Origin of the sequence: Pedobacter sp. KBW06 (assembly GCF_003852525.1) — a bacterium.
GTDB lineage: Bacteria > Bacteroidota > Bacteroidia > Sphingobacteriales > Sphingobacteriaceae > Pedobacter.
Genome location: NZ_QAJL01000001.1, coordinates 1,729,804 through 1,755,364, shown reverse-complemented (window position 1 = coordinate 1,755,364; position 25,561 = coordinate 1,729,804). Strand labels below are relative to the sequence as shown.

The following is a 25,561-nucleotide window of genomic DNA, read 5'->3' as shown; positions in this document are numbered from 1 at the left end:
TGCTCAGGATATGCTTAAAAGCGTATGTGGAAAAATTATGTCCATATGAAAACGAAAATATACACTTCTTTCTTCCTCACTCTAGGTTTTGCTTTCCTGTTTTTTACATCGGTAAATGCGCAGACAGCAGAGATCAGAGGAGAAATATCCGGTAAAGTATTGGATGAAGATCAGAAAGCCTTTCCTTACGCGACCATCAGCCTGCTAAATGCAAAGGATTCTACCGCAGTTAAAGGTACGCTTACAGGAGATAACGGAGCCTATGAATTTAAAGGCCTGAATGCGGGTAAGTATTTGGTTGCCATTTATGTGGTAGGTTATAAAAAGACCTTCAAAGGGCCTTATGCCATTGGTGCCGAGCGCAGGTTATATGAAGTTGGCCAGGTACAACTGGCAACGGATGCAAAGTTGTTGAAGGGAGTAGAGATCGTAAAACAGAAACCACTCATAGACCGGCAGATTGATAAGACGGTGTTGAATATTGAAAACAGCGTCCTGGCTGCCGGAAATTCGGCACTGGAGATTTTGCAAAAAGCACCGGGAGTAACAGTCGATAAAGATGGCAAAATCAGTCTGAGGGGAAAACAAGGGGTAAATGTAATGCTGGATGGGAAACCAACCTATTTATCAGCAGACCAGCTGGCCAATTTACTCCGTTCTACAGAAGGAAATGCGATCCAGTCTATCGAGTTGATCACCAACCCTTCGGCTAAATATGATGCAGCAGGGAATTCCGGAATCATCAATATCAAACTAAAGAAAAACAGAAATTATGGAACAAATGGTACTGCTTCTGCCGGAGCAGGTTATGGTTCCAACTATAAAGTAAATGGTGGTTTGAACATGAACCACAGAGAGAAAAAGTTCAATGTTTTTGGGAACGTAGATTATGGCTTACACAGACGTTTTAATGAAACAGATATTGTCAGGGTGAATGGTACGACGAAAAAGCCGACGTATTTTGATCAAACCAGCCATACTGAAAGCAAAAGAACCAACCGGAATTATAAAGCGGGAATAGATTATTTTATTAATGATAAGCATACGCTTGGCTTTTTTCTGAATGGCTATTATACCAATGGGAACGATGCTGCCGATGTTCTGACCCTGATTGGAGACCGGCCGGGAAAGACGGATTCGTCTGTAATCGCACCAAATACCAATACCCGGAAATATACCGGGATTACCTATAACTTCAATTACAAGGGAACATTAGATACCCTCGGTCAGGAAATCAGTGCAGATGTTGATTACTCCCGCTATTATGGAAAGCAGAACACCGTTTTTAATAACATGTATAAAGATGCTTCAGGTCAGCCTTTAAAGCCTGACTATATTTTCAGGAATGCTTCCCCTTCCATCGTAAAAATATGGGGTGGAAAGGTGGACTATACTTTACCGGTTAATAAAGAGATGAAATTGGACCTGGGCCTGAAAACAAGCTTTGTGCGTACAGACAATAATTTCCTGTTTGAGAACTTTAACAACAACCAGTGGGCCAGTGATCCCGGCAAAAGTAACCAGTTCCTGTACGATGAAAACATCAATGCCGCCTATGCCAATCTGAATAAAAAGTTTAAAAGTACGACTGTGCAATTAGGGCTGAGATTGGAACAGACCAATTCCAGGGGCAATTCCGTAACGGATCAGAAAGTGGTAAAAAGAGATTACCTTAACCTGTTTCCCAGCATTTTTGTCAACCAGGAGTTGTCTAAAGATCATGAGGTTGGCTTGTCTTACAGTCGCAGGATTGACCGCCCTGATTACGGGTCCTTAAATCCCTTTATCTACTATGTGGATTTGTACTCTTTCAGACAGGGGAATCCTTTTCTGAAACCTCAGTATACCAATTCCTTTGAGCTTTCTTACTCCTTCAAAAAGAGCTTAAATGTAACTTTCGGGTATAGCCATACCAATGATGTGATGACGGAGGTCTTGCTAACAGATACCGCTAAAAAAACCATTTTTATTTCTGTTCAGAACCTGGCCAAACAAGACTCGTATAACATGAACATGAGTTATCCTGTACAGATTACCAAATGGTGGAGCAGCAATAATAACCTGACTGTATATTATAATAAATTCCAGACCCCTAATTTGCTGGGGCTTCCTTATAAAAGCGGAAGAACTTCATTTAACCTGAATACCAGTCAGACGATTACTTTGAATTCTTCCACCAAATTTGAATGGTCGGGTTATTATCAATCGAAACAGGTTTATGGAACTTTATTGATCGCGCCTCAGTATGGGATAGATCTTGGTGCAAGTAAGTCATTTATGGACAGTAAATTGAATATAAAGTTTGCCGCTAATGACATCTTTAAATTACAGAAAAGCCAGATTACCAGTGCCATCCCTTCACAAAACTATGTCGTTAACGAAAGGTGGGAGAGCCAGGTGTTCCGCTTAACCTGTACTTATCGTTTTGGAAGTAAAGATATTAAAGCTGCCCGTCAGCGCTCCAGTAGTTCTGAAGCAGAAGGAAGACGTGTGAAGTCCGGAAGGTAAATGAGGTTATCAAAAGAATTCTTTTGATAAAAAACGGTTTAGCACAATGGTTTTCGAGAAAGAATTGCTATTTTAGGATATCAAAATATCATTCCAATGCGTTCAATTTTAATCCTTGCAATTCTGTCTTTTTTGACCTTTTCCGCTTACAGTCAGCAGTCCGGAAAACCGGCAGTAAGTTCCGGAAATCCGCTTTTTCCAGGTTGGTACGCTGATCCTGAGGGCGCGGTATTTGACCGGACCTACTGGATTTATCCAACCTTCTCTGACCGGTATGAAAATCAGGTGTTTCTGGATGCTTTTTCCTCGAAAGATTTGCTGAGCTGGAAGAAACATCCTGGAATATTGGATACTGCCGGGTTTAAATGGGCAAAGAAAGCCGTTTGGGCACCTTCGATCATTAAAAAAGACAAGAAGTATTACCTGTTGTTTGGGGCAAATGACATTCAAAGCGATCAGGAAATTGGAGGAATTGGCGTAGGCGTTGCCGATCGGCCGGAAGGACCTTTCAAAGATCACCTGGGTAAACCATTGGTTGATAAATTTTATAATGGTGCCCAACCTATTGACCAGTTTGTTTTTAAGGATAAAGATGGACAGCATTACCTGATTTACGGGGGCTGGAAGCATTGCAACATCGCGAAACTTAACCCGGATTTCTCCGGATTTATTCCCTTCCCTGATGGAACGGTTTTTAAAGAAATTACTCCGGACAATTATGTAGAGGGTCCTTACATGTTTATGAGAAATGGCAAATACTATTTTATGTGGTCTGAAGGAGGCTGGACGGGGCCAGATTATTCTGTTGCCTATGCCATTTCTGATTCCCCATTAGGGCCATTTAAAAGAATCGGTAAAGTACTGCAGCAAGATGCTAAAATCGCTACTGGTGCAGGACATCATTCTGTGATCAAACACCCTAAGAAAAATGATTATTATATGGTTTACCATAGAAGACCGCTCGGGGAAACAGATGGAAATCATCGCGTCACTTGTATTGACCGGATGGAATTTGATGCCAATGGATACATTAAGCCCGTCAAAATCACCTTTGAAGGTGTAAAAGCCAACCCCATAAAATAAATTAAAAAATATTTCTTGTCCTGTAACCGTATTGCCCTGATTTTTAAATCAGGACTGTCCCTTTCCAGGTGACTGCTTTAGGGTGTTTTTTACAAAAACGGTCCCGTGGTTAAAGCGTATCGTATGTTTTGTAACTTATTGTTTTTCAATTGTTTGTGTTTGTTTTTTAGCGTAAAACTATGTTAAATTTACTCAACCAGATGTTTTTATTCATCACCCAAATCATAAACCCTAAAAACGAAGCAATGAAAAATCAAACCAAACAAAGACAATTTACTGCAGGTATTTTACTGCTGGCGGTATTGGCTGTTGCCTCCTGTAAGAAGGACACTAAAGCGGTAGCAGAAGATCAGGAACAGGTCAGTGTAAATCAGAAAAGTTCAGCAATCAGTGCTGCTGCAGTTTCGCCTTCTCTTAACCTGAACTGGGAAAACAGGACCAATGGATCTACCTATACTTCTTCACAAGCCTCTTCCGACTTTGGGAATGTTTCCGGCTGGCAGGAATCCCGTGCCTTTATCACCAATGGCAAAGATGGAACCAATGGACTGAGGGTTACCTTGCTCCCTAATCAGCTTTCTGGTGCCGGTGGTATGGTTACCAATGTAGACATCACTGATGGCAGCGCTTATGAACTGGATTTCGATGTGAAATTTCATAGTCAGTTTAACTTTAGCAGAGGAGGGAAAATTGGATTCGGATTTTCCGTTGGTGAAGGCAATACAGGAGGAGACCCTGGCTGGGATGGTAATGGTGGTAGTTTAAGGCTAATGTGGTATTCTCCGGATAGCAACCCAAACCGGGTGTTTTTTCAGCCCTATGTGTACCATAAAGATCAGCCCACAGAATATGGCGATACCTATACCCAGCGTTTTCCGGCTTCTGGAGCACTTCAGAAAGGAGTCTGGTATCATGTTCACATGTACATCAAGAGCAATACCGGTTCCAGCACAAACGGTCGCGCGCAGATCATCATTAACGGAACGACAATTCTTGACACGGATATCCGCTGGACTACCAACGACAGCAAAAGGCTGATCAATAACCTTACCTTTCATACTTTCAGGGGGGGAAGCCAGGACTACTGGAAAACGAGCACGACGGATTATATCTATTATGATAATTTATCCGTGAATAAGATCAATTAATACTCAATAATAACGTTCTTCTCTGTGAAGAAATTTTAAAAAACCGTTGTTCTTTTCATCCCCGAATCTTTGCTGAAGGGCAAATATTCGAATGTCTTCAAAGTAACAACGGTTTTTTTGAAATCCTGCATGCAATCATCACTTGAAATTCTGCACGTAATTATCGCGTGGAATCTTGTATGCAATCATCATTTGAAATCCTGCATGTAATTATCACGTGAAATTCTTATCTACAATCTGATATGAAATCCTGCATGCGATGATCACGTGAAATTCTATCTACAACCTGATATGAAATCCTGCATGCGATGATCACATGAAATTCTACCTACAATCTGATATAAAATCCTATATACAATCATCATATGGAATCATGCCGGAAAAAGGAAAAAGAATTTTGCACTAAATTCTGTTCAGAAAACCACTATGTATTTCGGAAGTAGTATAAATTCTGCTAATTTTTCCTAAAAATCCCTGCTCTGGTACTTTATTCTGGTAGTTTTTATTCAAAAAAAGATGCGTTCCAGGAAAAGGCCTAGAAAATTTCGGGCTCCTTCAGCCCGAAAGATTTCAGCCTTTGAGTGGTAATGCTTCTTTTTTCAGCAGGATTTTTACTTTTTTAGAGCAAATAGGAATATTTTTTTGGTCATTTTGAATGAATCTCGTCTCCTATTTAAGCTTTACGTTAATTACTTATTAAATTATTGCCGATTTTCCCTGTTCCTTATCTTTTTTAGCTTGTTCTTTTTGTTCATTTTCGACAGATTTATCGTCCTCCGTTATTATAGTAGTAATTTTGTTCCTATAAAAGCGTAGGATTATTGCTTTTCATTGTGTTTTTGGAATCCCTATTGAAAAAATACCCAAAAACAAATGATTTTCTTGATATAGAGCTACTTTGAATAAAAATCAAGGTGTTTTCTCATTAAAAATCCTGTTTCTATAGGCTGTTGTTTTCAATACCTATGGAATAGCTCGAAAGTTGAATCCCTAATCATCCCCTCAACCTATATGAAAACTCCCTTAATTATTGGAATAACTCCATTTGAAAGGCCCGATGTATATCTGGCACTCTCTTTATCAAATGCGAAAGCTTTTCCTGTACTCCATCTCGGAAGAGATAAGGACAGGGCTGGCGAAGCACTTGAACAGTTAACAAAACAATCCTCTATGGAATTTGGCGTTTGCCTTGTTTCGGAAGAGCTGAACAACATCATTTTGCCTGATCAGGTAACAATGGTGATTTTGCCCTATGGCATGAAAAGGACAAGGTCGAAGCAGGTAAAGCTGTTTTACCAGGTTCATGATGTCCATGAAGCACGGAAAGCGCAGGCCGAAGGTGCCGATGGCATTATCATAAAAGGCAACGAAGGTGCCGGAAAAGTAGGCTACGAGTCTTCGTATGTACTCTTTCAGCGCATTGTTAAAGAAATAAAAGATACAGACCTCTATGTTCAGGGAGGTGTAGGCATACATACCGCTGCTGCTTTAATCGCCTCTGGTGCAAAAGGAGTGGTGCTCGACAGTCAGCTGGCATTGTTTCCCGAAAGTACAGTTCCAAAGGCCATTAAGCAGGTTTGCGAAAAACTCAGTGGAAATGAAACCCGTCTCGTTGGTGATTTTCGTGTGCTGATCAGGCCTAATTCTCCTGTATTGGACGATGAAGCCAGGGTCAAAGACCTGGAAAAATATTTCGGAGATTTTGATCTTGAAAAGAGTTTCCTCCCTATGGGTCAGGATATTGCCCTGGCTATAGACCTCGAAGCACGCTATAGAAAATTGGCTAAACTGGTCTTTGGCATCGAAGAGGCAGTTTATGGCCATTTGAATCAGGCCAAATCATTAAATGTGATCAGTGCAGGTAATGCCCTTTCGAAGGAACTCAACATTACCTATCCCATTGCTCAGGGCCCCATGACCAGGGTGAGCGATGTAGCCCCTTTTGCCAATGCCGTTGCCGAAGCAGGGGGACTTCCTTTTATCGCCCTTTCGCTGTTAAAGGGAGAAACTGCAAAAAAACTGATTATTGAAACGAAAAGACTGGCAGGAAATAAGACCTGGGGTGTTGGAATCCTTGGTTTTGCCCCCCAGGAGCTGCGGGACGAACAGATCGAATATATTAAAGAACAAATGCCACCTGTAGTACTTATCGCTGGTGGCAGACCTTCACAGGCCAGGCCTTTGGAGAAATTAGGCATAAAAACCTTTTTACATGTTCCTTCGGTATCCTTGTTAGATATGTTCCTGAAGGAAGGTGCCAAAAGATTTGTGTTTGAAGGAAGGGAATGTGGGGGGCATGTTGGCCCTTTATCGAGCATGGTCCTTTGGGAAAAACAAATCGAACGCCTGTTAAAAGAAGATCATCCCGAGCAGATCAGCGTGTTTTTTGCCGGTGGGATCCATGACAGCTTATCTGCTGCATTTATCGCGGTAATGGCTGCCCCCTTGGCCGCAAAAGGCGTAAAAGTAGGGGTGCTGATGGGAACCTCTTACCTCTATACCAAAGAAGCTGTAAGTACTGGTGCCATTCAGGATCAGTTTCAGGAGCAGGCAAGGTTATCGAATGATACCATCTTACTGGAAACAGCTCCGGGACATGAAACCAGGTGTCTGAACTCGCCCTTTGCCACCTTCTTTAATCAGGAAAAGGAAAAGCTTCAAAAAGAGGGGATGGACAAAAAAGAGATCTGGGCAAAGCTGGAAACACTCAATATTGGCCGCCTGCGCATTGCAGCGAAGGGCATTGAACGCAGAGGAGATCAGCTGGTAACGGTCAATGAGCAGGAGCAGTTGAATCTGGGCATGTATATGATCGGGCAAATTGCATCGATGTGTAATGAGATTGTTTCCGTTCTTGACCTCCATAAGGAAGTTGCTGATGGTAATTTCCAACACATTCAGCAAGCTGTTTTATCAGGCCCTCCGGAAGCAAAAGAAAAATCATTAAATGTGGCTATTGTCGGGATGGCTTGTATCTTCCCCGGAGCAAAAAATATAGAAGAATATTGGCGGAACATCATTCTTGGAACGGATGCGGTGACCGAAGTTCCCGATGAACGCTGGAATAAATCATTGTATTATGACCCTGCATCTACCGCCGCAGACATGTCCCATTCTAAATGGGGCGGCTTTATTCCAAAAATTGATTTCGATCCTCTGGAATACGGAATCCCTCCACAGTCGCTCGCCGCAATTGAGCCCACCCAGCTGCTGAGCCTTATGGTCGCCAAACAGGCGATGGAACATGCCGGATATAAAAATGGCGGTTTCAATGCTGAGAATGTATCCGTGATCATTGGTGCCGAAGGTGGAAATGACCTCGCCAACAGTTATAGCTTCAGGGGCTTCTTTAAACAGGTTTTCGGCGAGATGCCGGAGGAGCTGGATGCTGCATTGCCAAAGATGACGGAGGATTCTTTTCCCGGAATACTGGCCAATGTGATCTCCGGACGAATCACCAACAGACTGGACCTTGGCGGGCGTAACTTTACCGTAGACGCTGCCTGTGCTTCTTCCCTTGCGGCGATCGACCTGGCTTGTCAGGAATTATTTCTGGAGAAATCAGATATGGTACTGGCTGGCGGGGCAGACCTGCACAATGGAATAAATGATTATTTAATGTTCTCCAGTACACATGCTTTATCCCGCAAAGGACGGTGTGCCACTTTTGATGCGGAAGCCGATGGCATTGCCCTTGGTGAGGGGGTGGCAATGCTCGTCTTAAAAAGACATGAGGACGCATTGAGAGATGGTGATACCGTCTACGCGGTGATTCAGGGAATTGGCGGTTCAAGCGATGGCAAGAGCCTTGGCTTAACTGCACCGAGGAAATCCGGCCAGGTAAAAGCACTGGAACGTGCTTACGAACAGGCAGGAATCTCTCCCGCTCTGTTGGGACTGGTAGAGGCGCATGGCACAGGAACAGTTGTTGGCGACCGTACCGAGCTGACTGCCCTTACCGATATGTTAAACCAATCGGGAGCCATCGCCAATCAGACCCACCTGGGTTCTGTGAAAACACAGATCGGACATACCAAATGTGCCGCCGGACTGGCTGGTTTGATTAAAGCGACGCTATCTGCTTATTACGGAATAAAACCGCCTACCATCCACCTTAAAACCCCGAACAGCTATTACAACGGAAGCACAAGTCCCTTTGCTTTCCATACCGAAGCTGCATTATGGCTGGAAGAGAAAAGGTATGCAGGGGTAAGTGCCTTTGGTTTTGGTGGAACGAATTTTCACGCAGTGATAGAAAGCGACCATCAGGTTTCTGATCTTGCTCCTGCCATGAAATCCTGGCCATCTGAGTTATTTGTCTTCAGAGGGAATACCTATGAAGCGGCAAAAGCGAGGTTAGCTACGGTGAAAAATCTGCTGGACGACAACGATAATATCGACCTTAAAGATATTGCTTATAGTCTGGCTGTAGAAAATGATCAGCCGGTACAGCTTAGCATTGTGGCCGACAGACCTGAAGACCTGCTCATGAAAATTGACCTCGCCTTATCGGGAATTGAAAGTAAAGACACCTATATCACCAGAAAAAAAGAAGGGAAAGTCGCTTTCATGTTCCCCGGACAGGGCAGTCAGCGGATCAATATGGCAAGAGACCTTTTTGTCATCTTTCCGGTCATGCGTAAACTGCTGAAAGGGAAACCGGAATACGAAAAAGTGCTCTTCCCGAATGCTGTTTTTGAGGAGGCTGCGCTAAAGGCCCAGAAAGACAGGATCAAGGATACCCGTATGGCACAACCGCTGCTGGGCATTGTTGACCTTGCCCTGGCGAATTTCCTGAAAGAACTTGGAATGGTACCGGATATGGTTGCCGGACATAGTTACGGAGAGCTGCCGGCTTTGTGTTTTGCAGGTGCCTTTGAAGAAGATCAGCTCGTATTCCTGAGTGAACAACGTGCCCAATCGATTCTGGATGCGGTGGTGGGAGAAGATACCGGGGCGATGATCGCCGTAAACGGCCGCCAGGAAGACTTGTCCAAATGGATTACCGGTGTTGCCGACGTTTATGTCGTTAACTTCAATTCTCCAACGCAGCAGGTCCTTGCCGGAACAACTCCTGCGATAAAAAAACTATCAGAGATATTGAAAGCTGCAAAGGTTTCCTTCAGACCGCTGGAAGTGGCCTGTGCTTTCCATAGCCCGATCGTTGCCAAATCAAAAGAGAATTATCAGAGGGTCCTGAGCCAGGTGAATTTTAATGACCTGAGCTTACCTGTCTGGTCAAATACCACCGCTGAAGCCTATCCTGCAGGTGCGGAAGCCGTAAAAGAAAGGCTTACTGACCACCTCGTACAACCGGTTCAGTTTGTGGAACAAGTGCAGCAAATGTATGCTGACGGTGCCCGGATCTTTATTGAAGTAGGACCCGGAAAAGTATTAACCTCATTGGTAAAAGCCTGTCTTGCCAAGGATGAGCTCCTCCTGTATGCGGAGGATAACGGACACAATAAAATTACCCATTTGCTTTGTACCCTTGCCAGCTATATGGCTACCGGAAGGGCACTGAAAGTGGAAAAACTTTTTGATGGACGTGAAGGAAAACTGCTCAACCTGGATGAACCCGGACAGTATAAAAAAAGCCCAACCGTATGGTCTGTTAACGGACAACATGCGGTCCCTGCTGTAGGTAAGCTTCCCGCTTATGGTGCATTACCAATCATAGAACCGCTTAGAATGAAAAATATAGAAGGAAGAACGGAAATCATCAGCAGCCCTTCCAATGGTGCTGAACTGATGATGCAGGAATACCTGAACAGCATGAAAATGATGATTCAGGCACAACGTGATGTGATGTTGACTTTCCTTGGACAAGCCAGTCCACAAATGCGGCCGCAGGGGTTCGAACCCTTGTACAGTGCAGAAGCGATTGCTCAGCATGTGGTTCCTGCGGTGGTAACGGCAGCAGCTCAGCCAGTTGCTGCAAAGCCTGCAAAAATACAGATCGATGTTAAAATGGTATTGATGCAGATTGTGAGCGATAAGACCGGATATCCGCAGGAAATGCTGGGGATGGAAATGGACCTCGAAGCAGATCTGAGCATTGACTCGATTAAGCGCATGGAAATTATCGGTGCCTTACGTACAGAACTTGGCGGGTTCAGTCAGGCAGATAAAAATGAAGATACCTTTATGGAGCAGCTGGCAGCCATCAAGACCTTAAACGGCCTGGTCAACTGGATTAAAGAAAACAGTCCGGTAACAGAAAATACTGCTGAGCCGGAGCATACCGTCATCAGTCCGATAACAGTAACCTCGGTTAAATTTACTGCAGCAGACATCAAATCGGCCATCCTTTCGGTGGTGAGTGAAAAAACAGGCTATCCTCAGGACATGCTCGGGATGGACCTGGATCTGGAAGCAGATCTAAGCATCGATTCTATTAAACGAATGGAGATCATCGGGGAGCTGAAAGTTAAAATCGGATTCAGCAAAGGCGAAGATACCGGAGATGACCTGATGGAGAAACTTGCCGCGATCAAAACACTAAATGGCCTCGTCAACTGGATTTCCGAAATTGAAACAGAAGGACTGGAAACGGTAACTGCCGCGCAGAAGATCATTGAAGAGAGTGCAGAAAACTCGGGGGAGAGCTTGTCACGGCTTCGTTTTGAACTGACCCCATCTGAACTGCTGAACACGGAATTTATTGGCCTTAAAGGACAGCGTTTTGCGGTAACGGACGATGAGGGGCCTCAGTCTGTAGCCATCAAACGTGTTTTTGAAAAACAAGGCGCCCTGGTGGATATTGTATCTGTAAATGACGACCTTAAAGGATACCAGGGTTTGGTGATCCTCAATATGTTCGCCTCTCCGAACCAAACGGAAATTATCGATAACATCGCCCTGATCAAACAGCTGAACCTGGAAGAGATCAAATGGGTATACGTCATTTCTGATACCAAAGGCCACATGTCGGAAAAGGCCGATGCCACACTTTTAAGACGTTTTCAAGGTTATTCCGGATTATTTAAAAGTCTGGATAAGGAATATGAAAACACTAAATTCAGGGTAATCAGTCTGGCCACAAAACAAACGGCCAGGAATGTTGCCGACATCGTGCTGAATGAGGTCTTAAATCCTGATGAGCCTTCGGAAGTGATTTACAACCGGGAAGGCCGGCAAACGCTGGAGCTGATTCCTTCAGAATTGATCACCGGGCCCGGGGACTCTCATATCCAGTTGGACCGGGATGCTGTGGTTCTGGTTCTGGGAGGTGCTCAGGGGATTACCTCGGAACTGATGATGCGCTTTGCCAAGGATTACCCTTGCCGCTATATCCTGGTTGGCCGCTCCTCTGATCCCAGAACAAACGGATTGGAGCAATTCTCCTTCCTGAAAACTAAAGAAGAGATCCGCGCGCACCTGATTCTACTTGGGAACCTCAAAAAAACGGCTGAAATTGAACTGGAGACTTCGAGAATCTATAAGAACAACCAAATCCTTCAAACGATCAGTTCCATGGAAATCACAGGCTCTACCGTATCTTATGAAGCACTGGACCTTCGTGACGAACAAGGTTTAAGTGCATTGATCGGTAGCGTTTATGAAGCGCATGGAAGGATTGACGGAGTGGTGCATGGTGCAGGTTTGCTGGAAGATAAGCTCTTTCATGCGAAAAGCCTGGACTCATTTAAACGGGTTTTTGAAACCAAAGTAACCCCATTACGGGTGCTTGCAGAACAGCTTAGGGCCGATACACAATTTGTCATCCTGTTTTCCAGCATCGCTTCTGTTTACGGGAACCGCGGACAAACGGATTATGCTGCCGCGAACAGTGTGATGGACAGGTATGCCTGGGCGTTAAAAGAAAAGATCAAAGGAAAAGTGGTGTCCATCAACTGGGGCCCCTGGAAAGGTGCCGGAATGGTATCGCCTTCTTTAGAGAAAGAATATGAACGAAGAGGAATTTCCATGATCCCTCTGGATGAAGGCATGGAAACCTTCCTCAACGAGATGAAATATGGAAATGAAAGTCAGGTGCTGATCATGGCCGGAAACAACTGGTAGCCATGAAAAAGACCGACATCGCCATTATTGGAATGTCCTGCATTTTCCCTGGTGCGGAAGATGTAGCGGCGTTCTGGCAAAATATCATCAATAAGGTAGATTCTACGCAGACCGTACCTGCTGATAGAATTGATCCTGTGCATTTTGATTCTGACGCTACGGGGGTAGATCGATTCTATTGCAATAGGGGAGGGTTTATTCCGGAATTCGTTTTTGACCCTGCGAATTTTGGAATCCTTCCCCTTGCAGTAGAGGGAACGGAACCCGATCACTTACTGACGCTGAGCCTGGTGCATAAAGCACTGGGCGATGCGGGAGTTTTGGAGAAAGATCCCATTCTTGAAAAGACCGGAATTATCATTGGCAAAGGAAATTATTCCGGGCCCGGTGCTACCCGGGCCATCGAGATCGTGCGGACGGGGGAACAGATTGTACAACTGCTAAAAGAGCTGATGCCCCATTTATCCGGGGAAGAAATTGAAAAAGTAAAAAAAGAATACCAATTGCGTAAAGGCCGTTTTGGTCCCGATACCGCCATGGGCCTGATTCCTAACCTCGTTGCTTCACTGGTGGCCAACAGGCTGAACCTTGGCGGAGCAGCTTATACCCTGGATGCGGCATGTGCAAGTTCCTTACTTGCTATAGACCACGCGGTGCAGGAACTCAATAGCGGACGCTGTGACCTGGTCATTGCCGGGGGGGTACATGTTGGACAAAATGCTGCTTTCTGGAGTATTTTTAGTCAGCTGGGTGCCTTATCTAAACGAGGTAAAATCAATCCTTTTGATGCGAATGCTGATGGATTGCTGATTGGGGAAGGCTGCGGTTTTGTGGTGCTTAAACGCCTTGATGATGCCATTCGCGACGAGGATAAGATCTACTCCGTATTAAAAGGAGTGGGGCTGAGCAGTGATGGCAGTGGGACCAGTGTGATGAGCCCTTCTGTAAAAGGACAGCTGAAAGCGATTGCACAGGCCTGGGGGAACTCGGGACTTGAGATTGGGAAGATCGGCTATATCGAAGCACATGGAACAGGAACCCCATTGGGGGATAAGACAGAAATAGAAACACTCTCTCAATTTTTCGGGAAGGACCAATCTTTGCCAAAAGCAGGAATAGGGACGGTCAAATCCAATATCGGACATGCAATGCCTGCCGCCGGAATTGCGGGTTTGATCAAAACTTCACTCGCCCTGTACCATGGGATCATTCCTCCTACACTTCATTGTGATGAACCGCTTGCATTGCTGAAAGACAGCCGTTTTGAGGCAGTTCAGGAAGCACAGGACTGGGAGGCTTCGGGTTTGCCAAAGGTGGCCGGAGTAAATGCTTTTGGTTTTGGAGGCATCAATGCCCATGTTGTCCTGGAAGGCTATTGTCCTCCGCAAGGGGCGCTGACTAAAATGCCTGAAATAAAAAAGGCAGCGATAGATCAGGTGTTGCTGCTGGCCCGTGAAAGTCATGCCGAACTGATCAGCGCATTGGAGAACAATGAGCGAAACCCGGGGAGGGGCAATTATCGGATCGCTGTATTTGATCCCGGTCCGGAGCGGCTAAAGAAAGCCATTAAGATTGCCACTAAAAATATAGCATGGCGCAATAAACAAGACATCTGGTACAGCAATGAACCCTTGTTAAGCCATGGCGGCAAGATTGCCTTTGTCTTTCCCGGACTCGATGGCCTTGCAGGGGGAGAGGTAAACAGCGTAGCCGAATATTTTAACATCCCTCAGGACGAGCATACAAAAGCCGAAGGACTCCTCAACGAGGCACTTAAAATCTTAAATAAAAGCAGTGTACTGGATACGGCACTTAAGCAACTGGGTGTATTGCCGGAAATGAATGCAGGGCATAGTCTTGGAGAATGGCTGGCCGCCAGGTCTTCAGAACTGGCAGAAGAATCCTCCGTATTGCAATTGCTCGGCTTGCTCAATCCGGAAACTTTTGAACTGAAAGATTCCAGGTTTATAGCAGTAGGATGTGGCATTGAACTGTTGCAGCCCATCATCAAAGGAATTAAAGACTTGTACCTTTCCAATGACAACTGTCCGCAGCAAGTGATTCTTTGCGGAAGTAATGCTGCGCTGGAAATCCTGGTGCCAATTTTAAAAGCCAGACAGATCTTCCATCAGGTGCTTCCTTTTCAATCCGGTTTTCACTCCCCATTTGTAGCAGATAAGCTGGATATGATGCTCGAAGGGATGAGCAGTATGGAATTCAGAAAGACAAAATTTCCTTTATGGTCTGCCACTACACTGGAATTGTACCCCGAAGGTTTTGAAGCCATCAGGCGGCTCAGTGTAGAGCACCTCATACAGCCCGTCCGCTTTCGCGAGCTGACCGAAAAGCTTTATGAGGAAGGTGCCCGGATGTTTATTCAGGTGGGTTCCGGCGGACTGATCGGATTTATTGACGATACCTTAAAAAGAAAGAATTGCAGCACAGTATCTTCAAATACCGCAGTGAGGTCCGGTCTCGCACAGTTACAACGCGTGCTGGCCGCTTTATTTGTGGAAGGAAAAGAAGCCGGAATGAAGTTTATGGGCTATGACCAGCAGCAGCCATTGCTTAAAAAAGGACTGAAACTACAACTCGGACTACCTTTGGTCAGCAATATGGCAGGGCTAAAAAGCCTGGCCCTTCAACAGCAGCATAAGGCCCCCCGGGGAGCGGCCATTATGGAAGATATTGCCCATCCATTGATGAAAGCATTTAATGAAAATGTAGAAGAAATGATGGGGATTCAATCCGAATTGTTTCAGTTGTTTCAGAATAAGTCATTTACGCTCAATGCGTACGCTCCGAAATCCGGGACACTACCAGCGGCCCCACCGCTGGTGGTCACCCCGGTAAGAATGCCCTTTACAAAAAATATAGACATTAGCCTGGAGAATTGCCCCTACCTCGTGGACCATTCCCTGCTGAGGCAACCCAAAGGCTGGCCTTGTGTAGACGATATGGATCCGGTAATTCCCATGACGATGATCTTTGAAATGTTCGGGGAGATTGCTGCAGAACAGGCTCCGGTAGAGCGTGTCCATAAGATTCAGAACATTAAAGTGTTTCAATGGATGAATGTGGCTAAACCTTTCCGGGAGACCATTACCGGCGAATGGAAGGCAGAACACCTGGTATACCTCAATCTGGAACGTTTTGCAAATGCAGAAGTTCTGCTGAACACGGAGCTGACCAGGGCCCCGGGGCGAAATTTCGACATAGGCGAATCCCTGAATATCGACCGCACAGCCACACAAATCTATGAAGAACATATGTTCCATGGTCCCGGATATCAGGGGATCAGGAAACTGATCAAAGTAGGAGAAAAGGGGATCACCGGAATCATTGAAGGAGGGAGCGGTAAAGGTTCCTTGCTGGACAATGCCGGACAGCTGTTTGGTTTGTGGCTGCAGTTGACCCTGACCAAAGACCGGATCGCTTTTCCCGTTAAGATCCAGGAAATAGAATTCTTTGGAGCACTGATGGACCAGCAGGGGACTTTCGAATGTACCTGTGTGCTGACCGAACTTAACGATGAATTTGCCACCGCAGATTTTGTAATGAAAAGGGATGCTGAGGTTTGGGCCATCGTTACCGGCTGGCAAAACAGGAGGCTGGAAATTGATGAAGCCTTATGGAAAGTATCCATGTCGCCGCTGCACAACCGCTTGTCGGAAGAGGTGGCACCGGGAGTTTTTCTGTTTCATAATGCCTATACACGGGTGGTTTCCTGGGATTTTATCCTGAAACGCTATTTCAATCAGGAGGAGAAAAAACACCACCTGTCGCTCTTGCCGAACAAAAGAAAGGAATGGATCATCAGCCGGGTGGCGGTAAAAGATGCCGTCAGAAATCTGTTAAACCAGGAAAAGAACGAAGCTTGTTACCCGATCTCTTTTGAGATCCGGTCTGATGAAGTTCATAAGCCTTATCTGCAGGGGCCCATGACCGATGGGATTGCCATTTCTCTCGCCCATAAAGGCACAGATGCCGTAGGGATTGCCCGCTATGATGGTCCTGTAGGGATCGACATGGAAAAGATAGAGGAGCGCAGTGAGGGCTTTTATGAACTGGTATTTTCAGCAGCAGAACAGGTTTTACTGGCAGATAAGGACAAGACCGAATGGGCGACCCGTTTCTGGGTGGCCAAAGAAGCCTATGGCAAATTCCTTGGAAAAGGTTTACAGGGAAATCCAAAAGCCTATGTGATCGAAGAGATCATGGGCGAAGAATTAAGAATTAACAACATCATCATCAGAACCATTAAACATAAAAACTATATCATCGGATGGACACTTTAGACTCAACAACGAAACTGAACAGCAGCGAGATCTTTGATCTTATGAAACAATTTATTACGGAAGTGATCGGCGAAGAATTTGTGGAAGAGATGGAGATCACGATGGAAAGCTCCTTTACCAAAGACCTGGAAATGGACAGCATAGAGATTGTCTCTTTCTCAGAAAAAATAAAGACTCATTTCGGAGAACAGATTGATTTTACCGGCTGGTTGTCCAATATGGACCTGGATGAACTGATCAACCTGAATCTGGGGACGATTGTCAATTACATTGAAGAATGCCAGTAATTAACGTAGAGAAACGTGCTGTTCATGTTCAGGAGCTGAATAAAGGAGCCGCAGAGACGGTACTGCTCGTTCATGGCATGTTCAGCAACCTCTCTGTTTATTATTTTAACATTGCCCCCATCCTCGCGAAACATTTCCACGTCGTGATGTACGATTTGAAAAGTCATGGCATGAGCGAAAAGATCGCAGATGGTTACGACCTGAACAGCATGACCGATGATCTGTCTGCCTTGCTGGACCAGTTGGAATTGTCGTCGGTACACCTGGCAGGCTATAGTTTCGGAGGATTGATTTCTTTGAAAATGGCCGCCCGCTTTCCCGACAAGGTAAAGAAGCTGGCGGTGATCGAAGCGCCTGATCCGAACGACGATAAAACCAGGGACATCATTGATGAGTACAGCAGGGAGTTTCTGGAGTATTATGTTCAGCACTTCGCCGATACCACCAAATCAAAAATGGGGAAGCGGCAGATGGAAAAAAATCACCGCATGTACGAATACCTGTTCCATGAAACGAGCATCAAAAGCGATATGATCAGGGAACGGGATTTCTTCAGCGCCGCGGAGATCGGCCATATTTCTCAGGAAACATTGCTGCTCTATGGTGCCAGCTCCAATTGCCTGGAAGCAGGGAAGACGTTAAAAAAGAAAATAAAAAGAGTGGAGCTGATGGAAGTTGATGGAGACCATAATGTGCCCATCCAGCAACCGGTAAGCATAGGAAACCTAATGGAAACATTTTTTAAGAATTAAAGAAATCCCCCTATGGCAAGATTTGTATTTGTAGTTCCGCCTTTAACAGGTCATATCAATCCAACACTGAGCATCGGTGCAGTATTGCTGCAAAGGGGGCATCAGGTAGGATGGATTACCTTAGATCCTGCCTTAGCCCCGAAACTTCCGAAAGGCGGAGAGCTCCTGCTGATCCAATATGAAGAGACTGACCTGGAGAAACAGGACAGTGAAAAGTACCTGGACATCATCACTAAAAAGATTGTTTACGGAATCGACAGCATTAAATTTTTGTATGAAGAAGTCCTCATTCCTTTAAACAGGCACAGCTATGAAGGGATTGCCGGTTGGCTGGACCGCTTTAAGCCCGATCTCGTGATCACTGATCATCAAATGTTTGCCGGTGCAATTGCTGCGGCAAATAGAGGCTATACCTATGCCACCTCGGTTACGGCACCTGCGGCAATTAAGGTGATGGACGAACTTCCTAAGGTTCATGAATGGGAAATGAACCAGGTGATCGCCCTGCAGAAAGAATTCGGTGTGCATAATGAAACCTCTATTGCCTGTTCCGGAGAGCTGACCATGGTATTGACCTCCAAAGCGTTCTTTGGAGAAATGGAACTTCCCGAATACTACCGCTTTGTAGGGCCTGTGATTCACCAGAGAACAGAGCAGGTCCCTTTCAACTGGGCGAAACTGAACGAGCAGGAGGGAAATAAGAAAATCCTCCTGAGCATTGGTACCACCTTCGATCATGAGCATAAAAAAAGCTTTTTTGCGAAAGCAATAGCAGCATTTGAAAATGAAGCCTTGACGGTGGTGGTGGTTTCTGATCCTTCTTTATTTGAGCAATGGCCTTCCAACTTCATCGTTCAGCGCAGTGTCCCTCAGCTCGAACTGCTGCCTCATCTGGATGCTGTGGTTTGTCATGGAGGCCACAATACGGTTTGCGAAACTTTAACCCATGGTTTACCCATGGTGGTGGTGCCCATTGCCTATGATCAGTCGCATGTAGCAGGAAGAGTGGTCCGTGTAGGTGCAGGCCTGCGGTTAAACTTTAACCGCTTTAAAGCGAAACACCTGAAAGAAGCGGTTGCAGAAATATTAGAGAATGCCTGCTTTAAGCAGGCTGCTGTGGAAATCAGTCGTTCATTCAGCGAGGCAGGGGGAACCGAAAAAGCGGCCGACCTGCTGGCAGAACTGGCTAAGGAGCCTGTAATAGATTGTTAAACAATTAAAGAAGAAATGATGTCAAAGTTTTTATTCGTTGTACCGCCGTTTTTTGGTCATATCAGTCCTACATTAAGCATTGGTGCCAGTTTAATTGCCCGCGGGCATGAGGTAAAATGGCTGGGGGTAATCCCTGTTGATGCAAAACATATCCCTGAAGGGGGTGCATATATATACCCTGAAGCAGACCTGGCAGAATACCGGGAAGAACTTCAGCAGATCCTGAAACGCCAGGATGACGGCCCTGCCTGTTCAGGCCCTGAAGTGATGAAACTTGCACTGGAAGAAACCTATGTTCCGATTGCCCGGATCATGATGAAAGGTTTGGGAAGGTTTGTGGATACCTGGCAGCCAGATGTGATCGTAAACGATTGCATTACTTTTGCCGGCGCGCTGCTGGCCCATATCAGGGGCATTCCCAGTGTGACCACTACGCCTGTACCTCCCGATGTGATGGGAGATACGGCGAACAGCGCTCCTAAAATATTTGAGTGGCAGGAGAATCTGGTGAAAAGTTTACAGCGGGAGTTTAAGGTATATGGAGATGATATTGTGATCCATTCCCGGAAGCTGAACCTGGTTTTCACCTCTCCGGAATTTGCCGGAATTGAAAACCCGGAACCGCACATGAAGTTCGTTGGTCCGGTTAAAGGAAGGCCAAACCATGCTGCCTTTGATTGGGCGCGACTGGAGCGGGCGACCACACCAAAGGTGTTTGTTTCTTTAGGAACCTTACTCGTTGACATCAGGGCGGCGTTCTTTCAGAAACTGATCGATGCTTTTGCGGATGCGCCTGTAACCATTGTTGCAGCAACAAACCCTGATATCTTCGAAAAATGGCCGGATAACTTTATTGTTAACGGTTTTGTTCCCCAGGCAGAGCTGATGCCGATGATGGATATGGTAATTTGTCATGGTGGATTTAATACGGTAAACGATACGTTCATGAACGGATTGCCAATGCTGATCACACCGATTGCCTACGATCATTTTCATACGGCCAAACTGATCGAAAATGCAGGTTGCGGGATCAAGATCCGCTATAAACGGCTCCGTATTGAAGACCTTAAAAATGCCGTGTTTGAACTGTTGGAAAACCCGCAATACAGAAACGCAGCATTGCGGATTAAAGAGACTTTTATTGCTGCAGGAGGAAATGATAAAGCAGTTCAGCTGCTGGAAGAATTTGCTGCGGCTGAACAGGAATTGGTAACCTTCAACTAACCGGTATGAGAAGGAAATTGCTATTTGCCGAACGGATGCTTCATGGAAATGGAGAACTGCCTTTTAATGCCCTGATCCCAATAAAAATCAAAGGCACTTTCCCTGACTCAGCCCTGCAGCATGCTTTAAAGAAGCTGCAGGAGAAACATCCTCTATTGAATGCAGCAGTAGAAAATGATCCACAGGGCATGCCCTGGTTTGTGGTGGAGGAGGGGGCTGTTTCCATGATTCCGGTCCGGATTAAGGAAAGAACAGGAGATCAGGACTGGGAGCAGGAATCGATGCAGGAATGGTCCAGGGCATTTGATACCCGTAAAGGTCCCTTGATGCGGGTAGTTTGGGTTAAAGGTGCTGAGGTTTCGGAGTTGATCCTGGTGATTCACCACTGTCTTTGTGATGGGGGTTCTGCAATGGCAATTTTAGCAGAATTATTGCTGCTGCTGGATGATGGTACGGTAAATATCGGTAAAGAAGAGCCGATTATGGGCATAGCGGACATTATCCCTGCGAAGATTTTGAAAAGCAGAAGGAAAATCATCAAGGCGAAGCTGATTGGTGGGGTGGCAACTTTTGCACTCTGGATTGTTCCGCTGAAAAAGCACCTGGTAGAACGCAAGAAAGATTACATGATACATTGGAAGCTGGAAAAAGAACTCAGCGACCGCCTGATACTCAAATGTAAATCTGAAAAGGTAACGGTCAATACGGTGCTTTGCGCGGTAGTATTACAGGCCTTTCAGGAGGTCAGAAAAGCCGGTTTTCACAATAAGATTTCCTGTCCCGTAGACATCCGCAGGTTTGCACCGGGAATCAAAAGAGACCACATCTTTGCTTTTGGATTGATGTTCGTGGTCTCCGCAGATCAGCACCTGGATTTCTTTGACAATGCCAGAAAGATGCAGGAAGATATAGACCGGAAAACGGCTAAGCTGGATGCCTATGAAACGATCATGATGATGGAAGAATCCCATGCTTCCTTAAGCAGGTTTACGGAGTTTTTAAAATATGGGAAATCGAGTAATGACTGTATGTTCTCCAATCTGGGGAAAATAGACATCGCACACCAATACCAAAACTTTGAACTCGAAACGATATTCAGTCCCTCAGTGATTGGGCCTTTAGGCAATACCACCACCCTGGTGACCTCTACTTACCGCGGACAGATGGATTTTACCTTCGTCGCGAGTGAAGGGTTTATTCCTTATACCGAAGCCCTTGCAATACAACATAAACTAATAGAAATCATCAATAAACTATGAGAAGAAGACTGATCATTGGCGAAAGAATCATGTATGTAAATGCAGAAACAGCACTTAACTGTGTTTTTGTAGCTAAAATAAAAGGTACTGTTCTCATGGGAAATCTGCGGATTGCCCTGGCAAAAATACAGCAAAAGCATCCCCTATTGCGTGCCCGGATAAAGGAAGATGATGCGGGGATACCTCATTTTGTATCGGGCAACAACCTTTCGGCAATTCCTGTAAGGACCGTAACGCGGATCGGCGACGAGGATTGGCAGGAGCAGTCTAAAATTGAATGGAAAACACTGTTTGACGGAGAATCGCTCCCTCTGGCCAGGCTGGTCTGGATTAAGGGGCCGGAAGTTTCGGAACTGTTGCTGGTATGTCCGCATTGTATCTGCGACGGAACCGGATTTGTAGCGTTGATGTCGGAAATACTCCGGTTATTGGATCATCCGGAAGAGGAATTGCTGCCTTACCCGGCTTTTAATTCGATCGAGGAATTGCTTTCTTCTTCATTTACCAGCAGTACTGCCAAGGTTTTAAAAACGAAGGTTTTTGTGGTTTTAGCCAGGCTATTCTTTCTGTTTAAGTCGGCAAAGAACAAACATCCGAAAGGAGAAGCCTATCTGTTGCACTGGAAGCTGGAGGAGCCGGAAACTTCAGCCCTGGCAGCTGCCTGTAAAGATGCAGGCCTGACGGTGCATGCGGCGCTGTGTGTCGCTTTTTTGGAGGCCTTTAAGTTGGTAAGAGGTGCTAAAGCACAAGGCAAGGTGATTTGTCCGGTAGATGTGCGGCATTTTGTGGAAGAGATTAAAACAGATGCACTATTTGCATTTGCACCCATCGCAGAGCTTTCCCTGTCCGGGAATAAAGACAAGGACTTCTGGACAAAAGCAAGGGAGTTAAAAACTGAGCTGAAAAAGAAGATTGCCGCAATGAAAGTCCATGAGCTCCTGGTCATGAGTGAATATTTTCATGGTGCTGTAGATAAGATGCTGGAACACCTGAAAACCACAGATGGCGGGCACGACATTACACTTTCCAACATGGGGAGACTGAAGATTGCAGAAGATTACGATTCCTTTGAGCTGGAAACCTTATACAGTCCGAATGTTGGTTTTCCATGGAGGAATGCAAATACCCTGGTGGTCAGTACTTTTAAAAAGAGAATGGATTTTACTTTTCTCTCCAATGATTCTTTTTTACCGGAAGAGGAGGCAAAGGCAATCCGAGATCAGGCGATGGAATTGTTGAGGACACATGTAATGCTGAGCTATGCTTAATATGAAAACACAGGGCGATGCGATATTGAAGAAGTTTGTGCAGAAGAAGCTGTTGCTCTATATTGTTCCCAACGTTATTTTCAATACCGTAATCCCTTACCTGACCCTTCGCAACCTGGGACCGGTTTATCTGTTTCAGGGCGAATATTGTTTTGCCCGTTTTCTATTGCCTATGGCCTTGTTTCTGCCTTTTATCATCACTTTTGATATGTTGAGGAAGACCATTATCCTGTCGGAAGAAGGAAAGGCCGGTTTTGTGCTGCCTGACAATTTTACCAAGAACAGGTTCATGTTTAAAATGGCAGGGGTTAATGGCGCTGCTTCTGTAACCGTAATGTTTTTGGCAACGTTTTTTGTCCAGCTGACCGTACCGGAAGGTTATGGTTTTGATGCAGTTATTCTTTCCTTAATCCTGGGTGCAGTAGCGGGAACGCTCACCATTATATCCACGCTTTGGCCGGTGAAAAAGGTTAAGGAGTTGAGTATTGCTCCTCAATGACCTTCCTGGCCTGGAAATTCTACATTTTACAGGAACGGTGATTATTAGCCTTGCCCGGTTCTGCTGATGCCCGCATTTCAAAAATAATTCGCTATAATTGAAAGGGGGAAATATTATACTGCTGCATTTTGTGTCAGAGCTGCATCCGTATTCAATTAATGAAGGCTTACCATACTTTTTCTGATCAGGAATTAACCCTCATGTTAAGGCATGGGGAAAAAGGAGCGCTCACAGAAATTTACAAACGTTATCAACCGCTTCTTTATAGTCATGCTTACCGGCGCCTGCCCGATCAGGAGGAAATCAGGGACATCATTCAGGAGCTTTTCATTACCCTCTGGGACAACCGCAGCTCATTTCAATTGAATGGAAGCCTGGCTTCCTATCTCTATACCTCTGTACGAAACAGAATCCTGAACTTGTATAGAAGTCAAAAAGTACGGGACAGTTACAGCCTTTCCTTAAAGAATTTTATGGAGCAGGGAAGCAATATTACCGAAGAGGCCCTGAGAGAAAAAGAACTCATACAGCTCGTGGAACAAGAGGTTGCGGCTTTACCTCCACAGATGCGTTTGATTTTTGAAATGAGCCGTAACCTGGACATGAGCCATAATGAGATTGCCCTGGAGCTTGATCTGAGCCCGCATACGGTACGTACCCAGGTCAGAAATGCGCTTCGTATTTTGAGAGAAAAGTTAGGGGTAAATATCTTTTTAATCTTTTTTTAATAATCATCTACTCTATGAGCCGGGCTTAGGTGTCATTTGTTTACAGCCCGTAATATTTATGGGAGCACAACTCAATGAAAAAAGCAACAGATCTACTAGATAAGTATAATTCAGGAATCGCTACGGATGAAGAAAAGGTCACCGTAGAAAGCTGGTATCTTAAATACAAGACTGAGGCTACTGATCTTAGTCAGCAGAAAATAGAGCAGGAATACCTGCTTGGGCTGGAAAAACTGACCAGGCATATGGACCATTCTTCTTCGCTGCGGTTATGGCCCCGGATGGTTGCTGCTGCAGTATTGTTCTTCGTTTTGGGCATTGGAATTTTCTTTGTCTTCCGGCCGGCCCGGCAGCAGGAAAGGATTTCTTACCGGCAAAACGAGATCGGTATTGGAGGAAACAGGGCTGTGCTTACCCTTGCAGATGGGCGTAATATCTCCTTGACAGACGCCGTCAATGGAACAATTGCAGAAGAACCTGGAATAAAAGTAACCAAAACCCGGGATGGCCAGCTATTGTATACATTAAGCGGAAAGCCGTCTGCACAGCAAAAGGTCGCCTATAATACCATAACCACTCCTAAAGGTGGACAATATCAGGTTATTCTTCCCGATGGTACCCGGGTCTGGCTAAATGCTGCTTCTTCACTGGAGTACCCCACTGCATTTTCTGCTGCAGAGCGGAAGGTGGTCTTAAAAGGAGAAGCCTATTTTGAAGTTGCCAGACAGTTCCCTAAGAAAGTACCTTTTATCGTGCAGACCGACAGGGCAAAGGTAGAAGTACTGGGAACCCATTTTAACGTCAATGCATACGACAATGAACCCTTTACGAAAACGACCCTACTGGAAGGAAAAGTATCCGTCAGTTACCCTGAAAGCGCTCATGCTGTTGTCTTGACTCCTGATCAACAGGCCTGGAACGATAAAAAAGCAGGTCTGAATACTGCCATTCGGGTAATTACCGTAGATCCGGAATTTGAGATTGCCTGGAAAAAGGGCTGGTTCATGTTTAACGATGAAAGGATTGAAAGCATTATGAGAAAGATCTCCAGATGGTATGATGTAGAGGTGGTATACGAAGGTAAGATCACCGCTCAGCAGGTATTTGGAGGAACAGTGAACAGGTTTGAAAATGTCTCTAAAGTATTGGAGATGCTGGAACTGACCAATGCTGTTCATTTTAAAATTGAAGGAAGAAAAATTACGGTGATGCCCTGAGACCACCAGGTATCGTAAGCTCAAATAAATATCAACAAACCATAAACAACCAA

Annotated in this window: 14 protein-coding genes; all 14 read left to right on the top strand. The window is 45.3% G+C overall.

From position 1 onward, the window contains the following. Positions 1 to 45: 45 nt before the first annotated feature. The 14 genes from DBR43_RS06970 to DBR43_RS06905 all read left to right on the top strand — a co-directional run bounded on the left by DBR43_RS06970 (position 46) and on the right by DBR43_RS06905 (position 25,508). Positions 46 to 2,508 carry an outer membrane beta-barrel protein gene (locus DBR43_RS06970; RefSeq protein WP_158622453.1) on the top strand — a complete coding sequence of 821 codons (2,463 nt, stop codon included), beginning with the start codon at positions 46 to 48 and terminating at the stop codon, positions 2,506 to 2,508. 96 nt (positions 2,509 to 2,604) lie between these two features. After that, positions 2,605 to 3,591 carry a glycoside hydrolase family 43 protein gene (locus tag DBR43_RS06965; protein ID WP_124579179.1) on the top strand — a complete coding sequence of 329 codons (987 nt, stop codon included), beginning with the start codon at positions 2,605 to 2,607 and terminating at the stop codon, positions 3,589 to 3,591. 245 nt (positions 3,592 to 3,836) lie between these two features. Further along, on the top strand, positions 3,837 to 4,739 hold the full coding sequence (locus DBR43_RS06960; RefSeq protein ID WP_124579176.1) for a polysaccharide lyase: 903 nt from the start codon (positions 3,837 to 3,839) through the stop codon (positions 4,737 to 4,739). Between the two features lie 1,011 nt (positions 4,740 to 5,750). Continuing rightward, positions 5,751 to 12,764, top strand: a complete 7,014-nt coding sequence (locus DBR43_RS06955) for a type I polyketide synthase (protein WP_124579174.1) — start codon at positions 5,751 to 5,753, stop codon at positions 12,762 to 12,764. Positions 12,765 to 12,766: 2 nt separating this feature from the next. Next, the gene (locus tag DBR43_RS06950) at positions 12,767 to 17,062 is read left to right on the top strand and encodes a type I polyketide synthase (RefSeq protein ID WP_124579172.1); all 4,296 of its coding nucleotides are present in this window, start codon (positions 12,767 to 12,769) and stop codon (positions 17,060 to 17,062) included. After that, entirely contained in the window at positions 17,050 to 17,349 is a 300-nt protein-coding gene (locus DBR43_RS06945; RefSeq protein WP_124579170.1) for an acyl carrier protein, read from the top strand. Before DBR43_RS06950 ends, DBR43_RS06945 begins: the two co-directional genes overlap by 13 nt. Then, positions 17,340 to 18,101 carry an alpha/beta fold hydrolase gene (locus DBR43_RS06940; RefSeq protein ID WP_124579168.1) on the top strand — a complete coding sequence of 254 codons (762 nt, stop codon included), beginning with the start codon at positions 17,340 to 17,342 and terminating at the stop codon, positions 18,099 to 18,101. Before DBR43_RS06945 ends, DBR43_RS06940 begins: the two co-directional genes overlap by 10 nt. Before the next feature lie 12 nt (positions 18,102 to 18,113). Further along, positions 18,114 to 19,313 carry a glycosyltransferase gene (locus DBR43_RS06935; protein ID WP_124579166.1) on the top strand — a complete coding sequence of 400 codons (1,200 nt, stop codon included), beginning with the start codon at positions 18,114 to 18,116 and terminating at the stop codon, positions 19,311 to 19,313. 15 nt (positions 19,314 to 19,328) lie between these two features. Then, complete coding sequence (locus DBR43_RS06930; RefSeq protein ID WP_233602897.1) at positions 19,329 to 20,537, top strand: glycosyltransferase; 1,209 nt, start codon at positions 19,329 to 19,331, stop codon at positions 20,535 to 20,537. A gap of 5 nt (positions 20,538 to 20,542) precedes the next feature. Then, the gene (locus tag DBR43_RS06925) at positions 20,543 to 21,796 is read left to right on the top strand and encodes a condensation domain-containing protein (protein ID WP_124579164.1); all 1,254 of its coding nucleotides are present in this window, start codon (positions 20,543 to 20,545) and stop codon (positions 21,794 to 21,796) included. Beyond that, the gene (locus DBR43_RS06920) at positions 21,793 to 23,064 is read left to right on the top strand and encodes a phthiocerol/phthiodiolone dimycocerosyl transferase family protein (protein WP_124579163.1); all 1,272 of its coding nucleotides are present in this window, start codon (positions 21,793 to 21,795) and stop codon (positions 23,062 to 23,064) included. The genes DBR43_RS06925 and DBR43_RS06920 overlap by 4 nt, the downstream gene beginning before the upstream one ends. After that, the gene (locus tag DBR43_RS06915) at positions 23,057 to 23,563 is read left to right on the top strand and encodes a hypothetical protein (RefSeq protein WP_148090758.1); all 507 of its coding nucleotides are present in this window, start codon (positions 23,057 to 23,059) and stop codon (positions 23,561 to 23,563) included. Before DBR43_RS06920 ends, DBR43_RS06915 begins: the two co-directional genes overlap by 8 nt. A gap of 158 nt (positions 23,564 to 23,721) precedes the next feature. After that, on the top strand, positions 23,722 to 24,291 hold the full coding sequence (locus DBR43_RS06910) for an RNA polymerase sigma factor (protein WP_124579159.1): 570 nt from the start codon (positions 23,722 to 23,724) through the stop codon (positions 24,289 to 24,291). A gap of 74 nt (positions 24,292 to 24,365) precedes the next feature. Further along, positions 24,366 to 25,508, top strand: a complete 1,143-nt coding sequence (locus tag DBR43_RS06905) for a FecR family protein (protein WP_124579157.1) — start codon at positions 24,366 to 24,368, stop codon at positions 25,506 to 25,508. Positions 25,509 to 25,561: the final 53 nt, after the last annotated feature.

What these genes read in the sequence shown, in the direction of transcription:
- DBR43_RS06970 (WP_158622453.1), top strand. Translation starts at nt 46, where the DNA reads ATGAAAACGAAAATATACACTTCTTTCTTCCTCACTCTAGGTTTTGCT.
- DBR43_RS06965 (WP_124579179.1), top strand. Translation starts at nt 2,605, where the DNA reads ATGCGTTCAATTTTAATCCTTGCAATTCTGTCTTTTTTGACCTTTTCC.
- DBR43_RS06960 (WP_124579176.1), top strand. Translation starts at nt 3,837, where the DNA reads ATGAAAAATCAAACCAAACAAAGACAATTTACTGCAGGTATTTTACTG.
- DBR43_RS06955 (WP_124579174.1), top strand. Translation starts at nt 5,751, where the DNA reads ATGAAAACTCCCTTAATTATTGGAATAACTCCATTTGAAAGGCCCGAT.
- DBR43_RS06950 (WP_124579172.1), top strand. Translation starts at nt 12,767, where the DNA reads ATGAAAAAGACCGACATCGCCATTATTGGAATGTCCTGCATTTTCCCT.
- DBR43_RS06945 (WP_124579170.1), top strand. Translation starts at nt 17,050, where the DNA reads ATGGACACTTTAGACTCAACAACGAAACTGAACAGCAGCGAGATCTTT.
- DBR43_RS06940 (WP_124579168.1), top strand. Translation starts at nt 17,340, where the DNA reads ATGCCAGTAATTAACGTAGAGAAACGTGCTGTTCATGTTCAGGAGCTG.
- DBR43_RS06935 (WP_124579166.1), top strand. Translation starts at nt 18,114, where the DNA reads ATGGCAAGATTTGTATTTGTAGTTCCGCCTTTAACAGGTCATATCAAT.
- DBR43_RS06930 (WP_233602897.1), top strand. Translation starts at nt 19,329, where the DNA reads ATGATGTCAAAGTTTTTATTCGTTGTACCGCCGTTTTTTGGTCATATC.
- DBR43_RS06925 (WP_124579164.1), top strand. Translation starts at nt 20,543, where the DNA reads ATGAGAAGGAAATTGCTATTTGCCGAACGGATGCTTCATGGAAATGGA.
- DBR43_RS06920 (WP_124579163.1), top strand. Translation starts at nt 21,793, where the DNA reads ATGAGAAGAAGACTGATCATTGGCGAAAGAATCATGTATGTAAATGCA.
- DBR43_RS06915 (WP_148090758.1), top strand. Translation starts at nt 23,057, where the DNA reads ATGCTTAATATGAAAACACAGGGCGATGCGATATTGAAGAAGTTTGTG.
- DBR43_RS06910 (WP_124579159.1), top strand. Translation starts at nt 23,722, where the DNA reads ATGAAGGCTTACCATACTTTTTCTGATCAGGAATTAACCCTCATGTTA.
- DBR43_RS06905 (WP_124579157.1), top strand. Translation starts at nt 24,366, where the DNA reads ATGAAAAAAGCAACAGATCTACTAGATAAGTATAATTCAGGAATCGCT.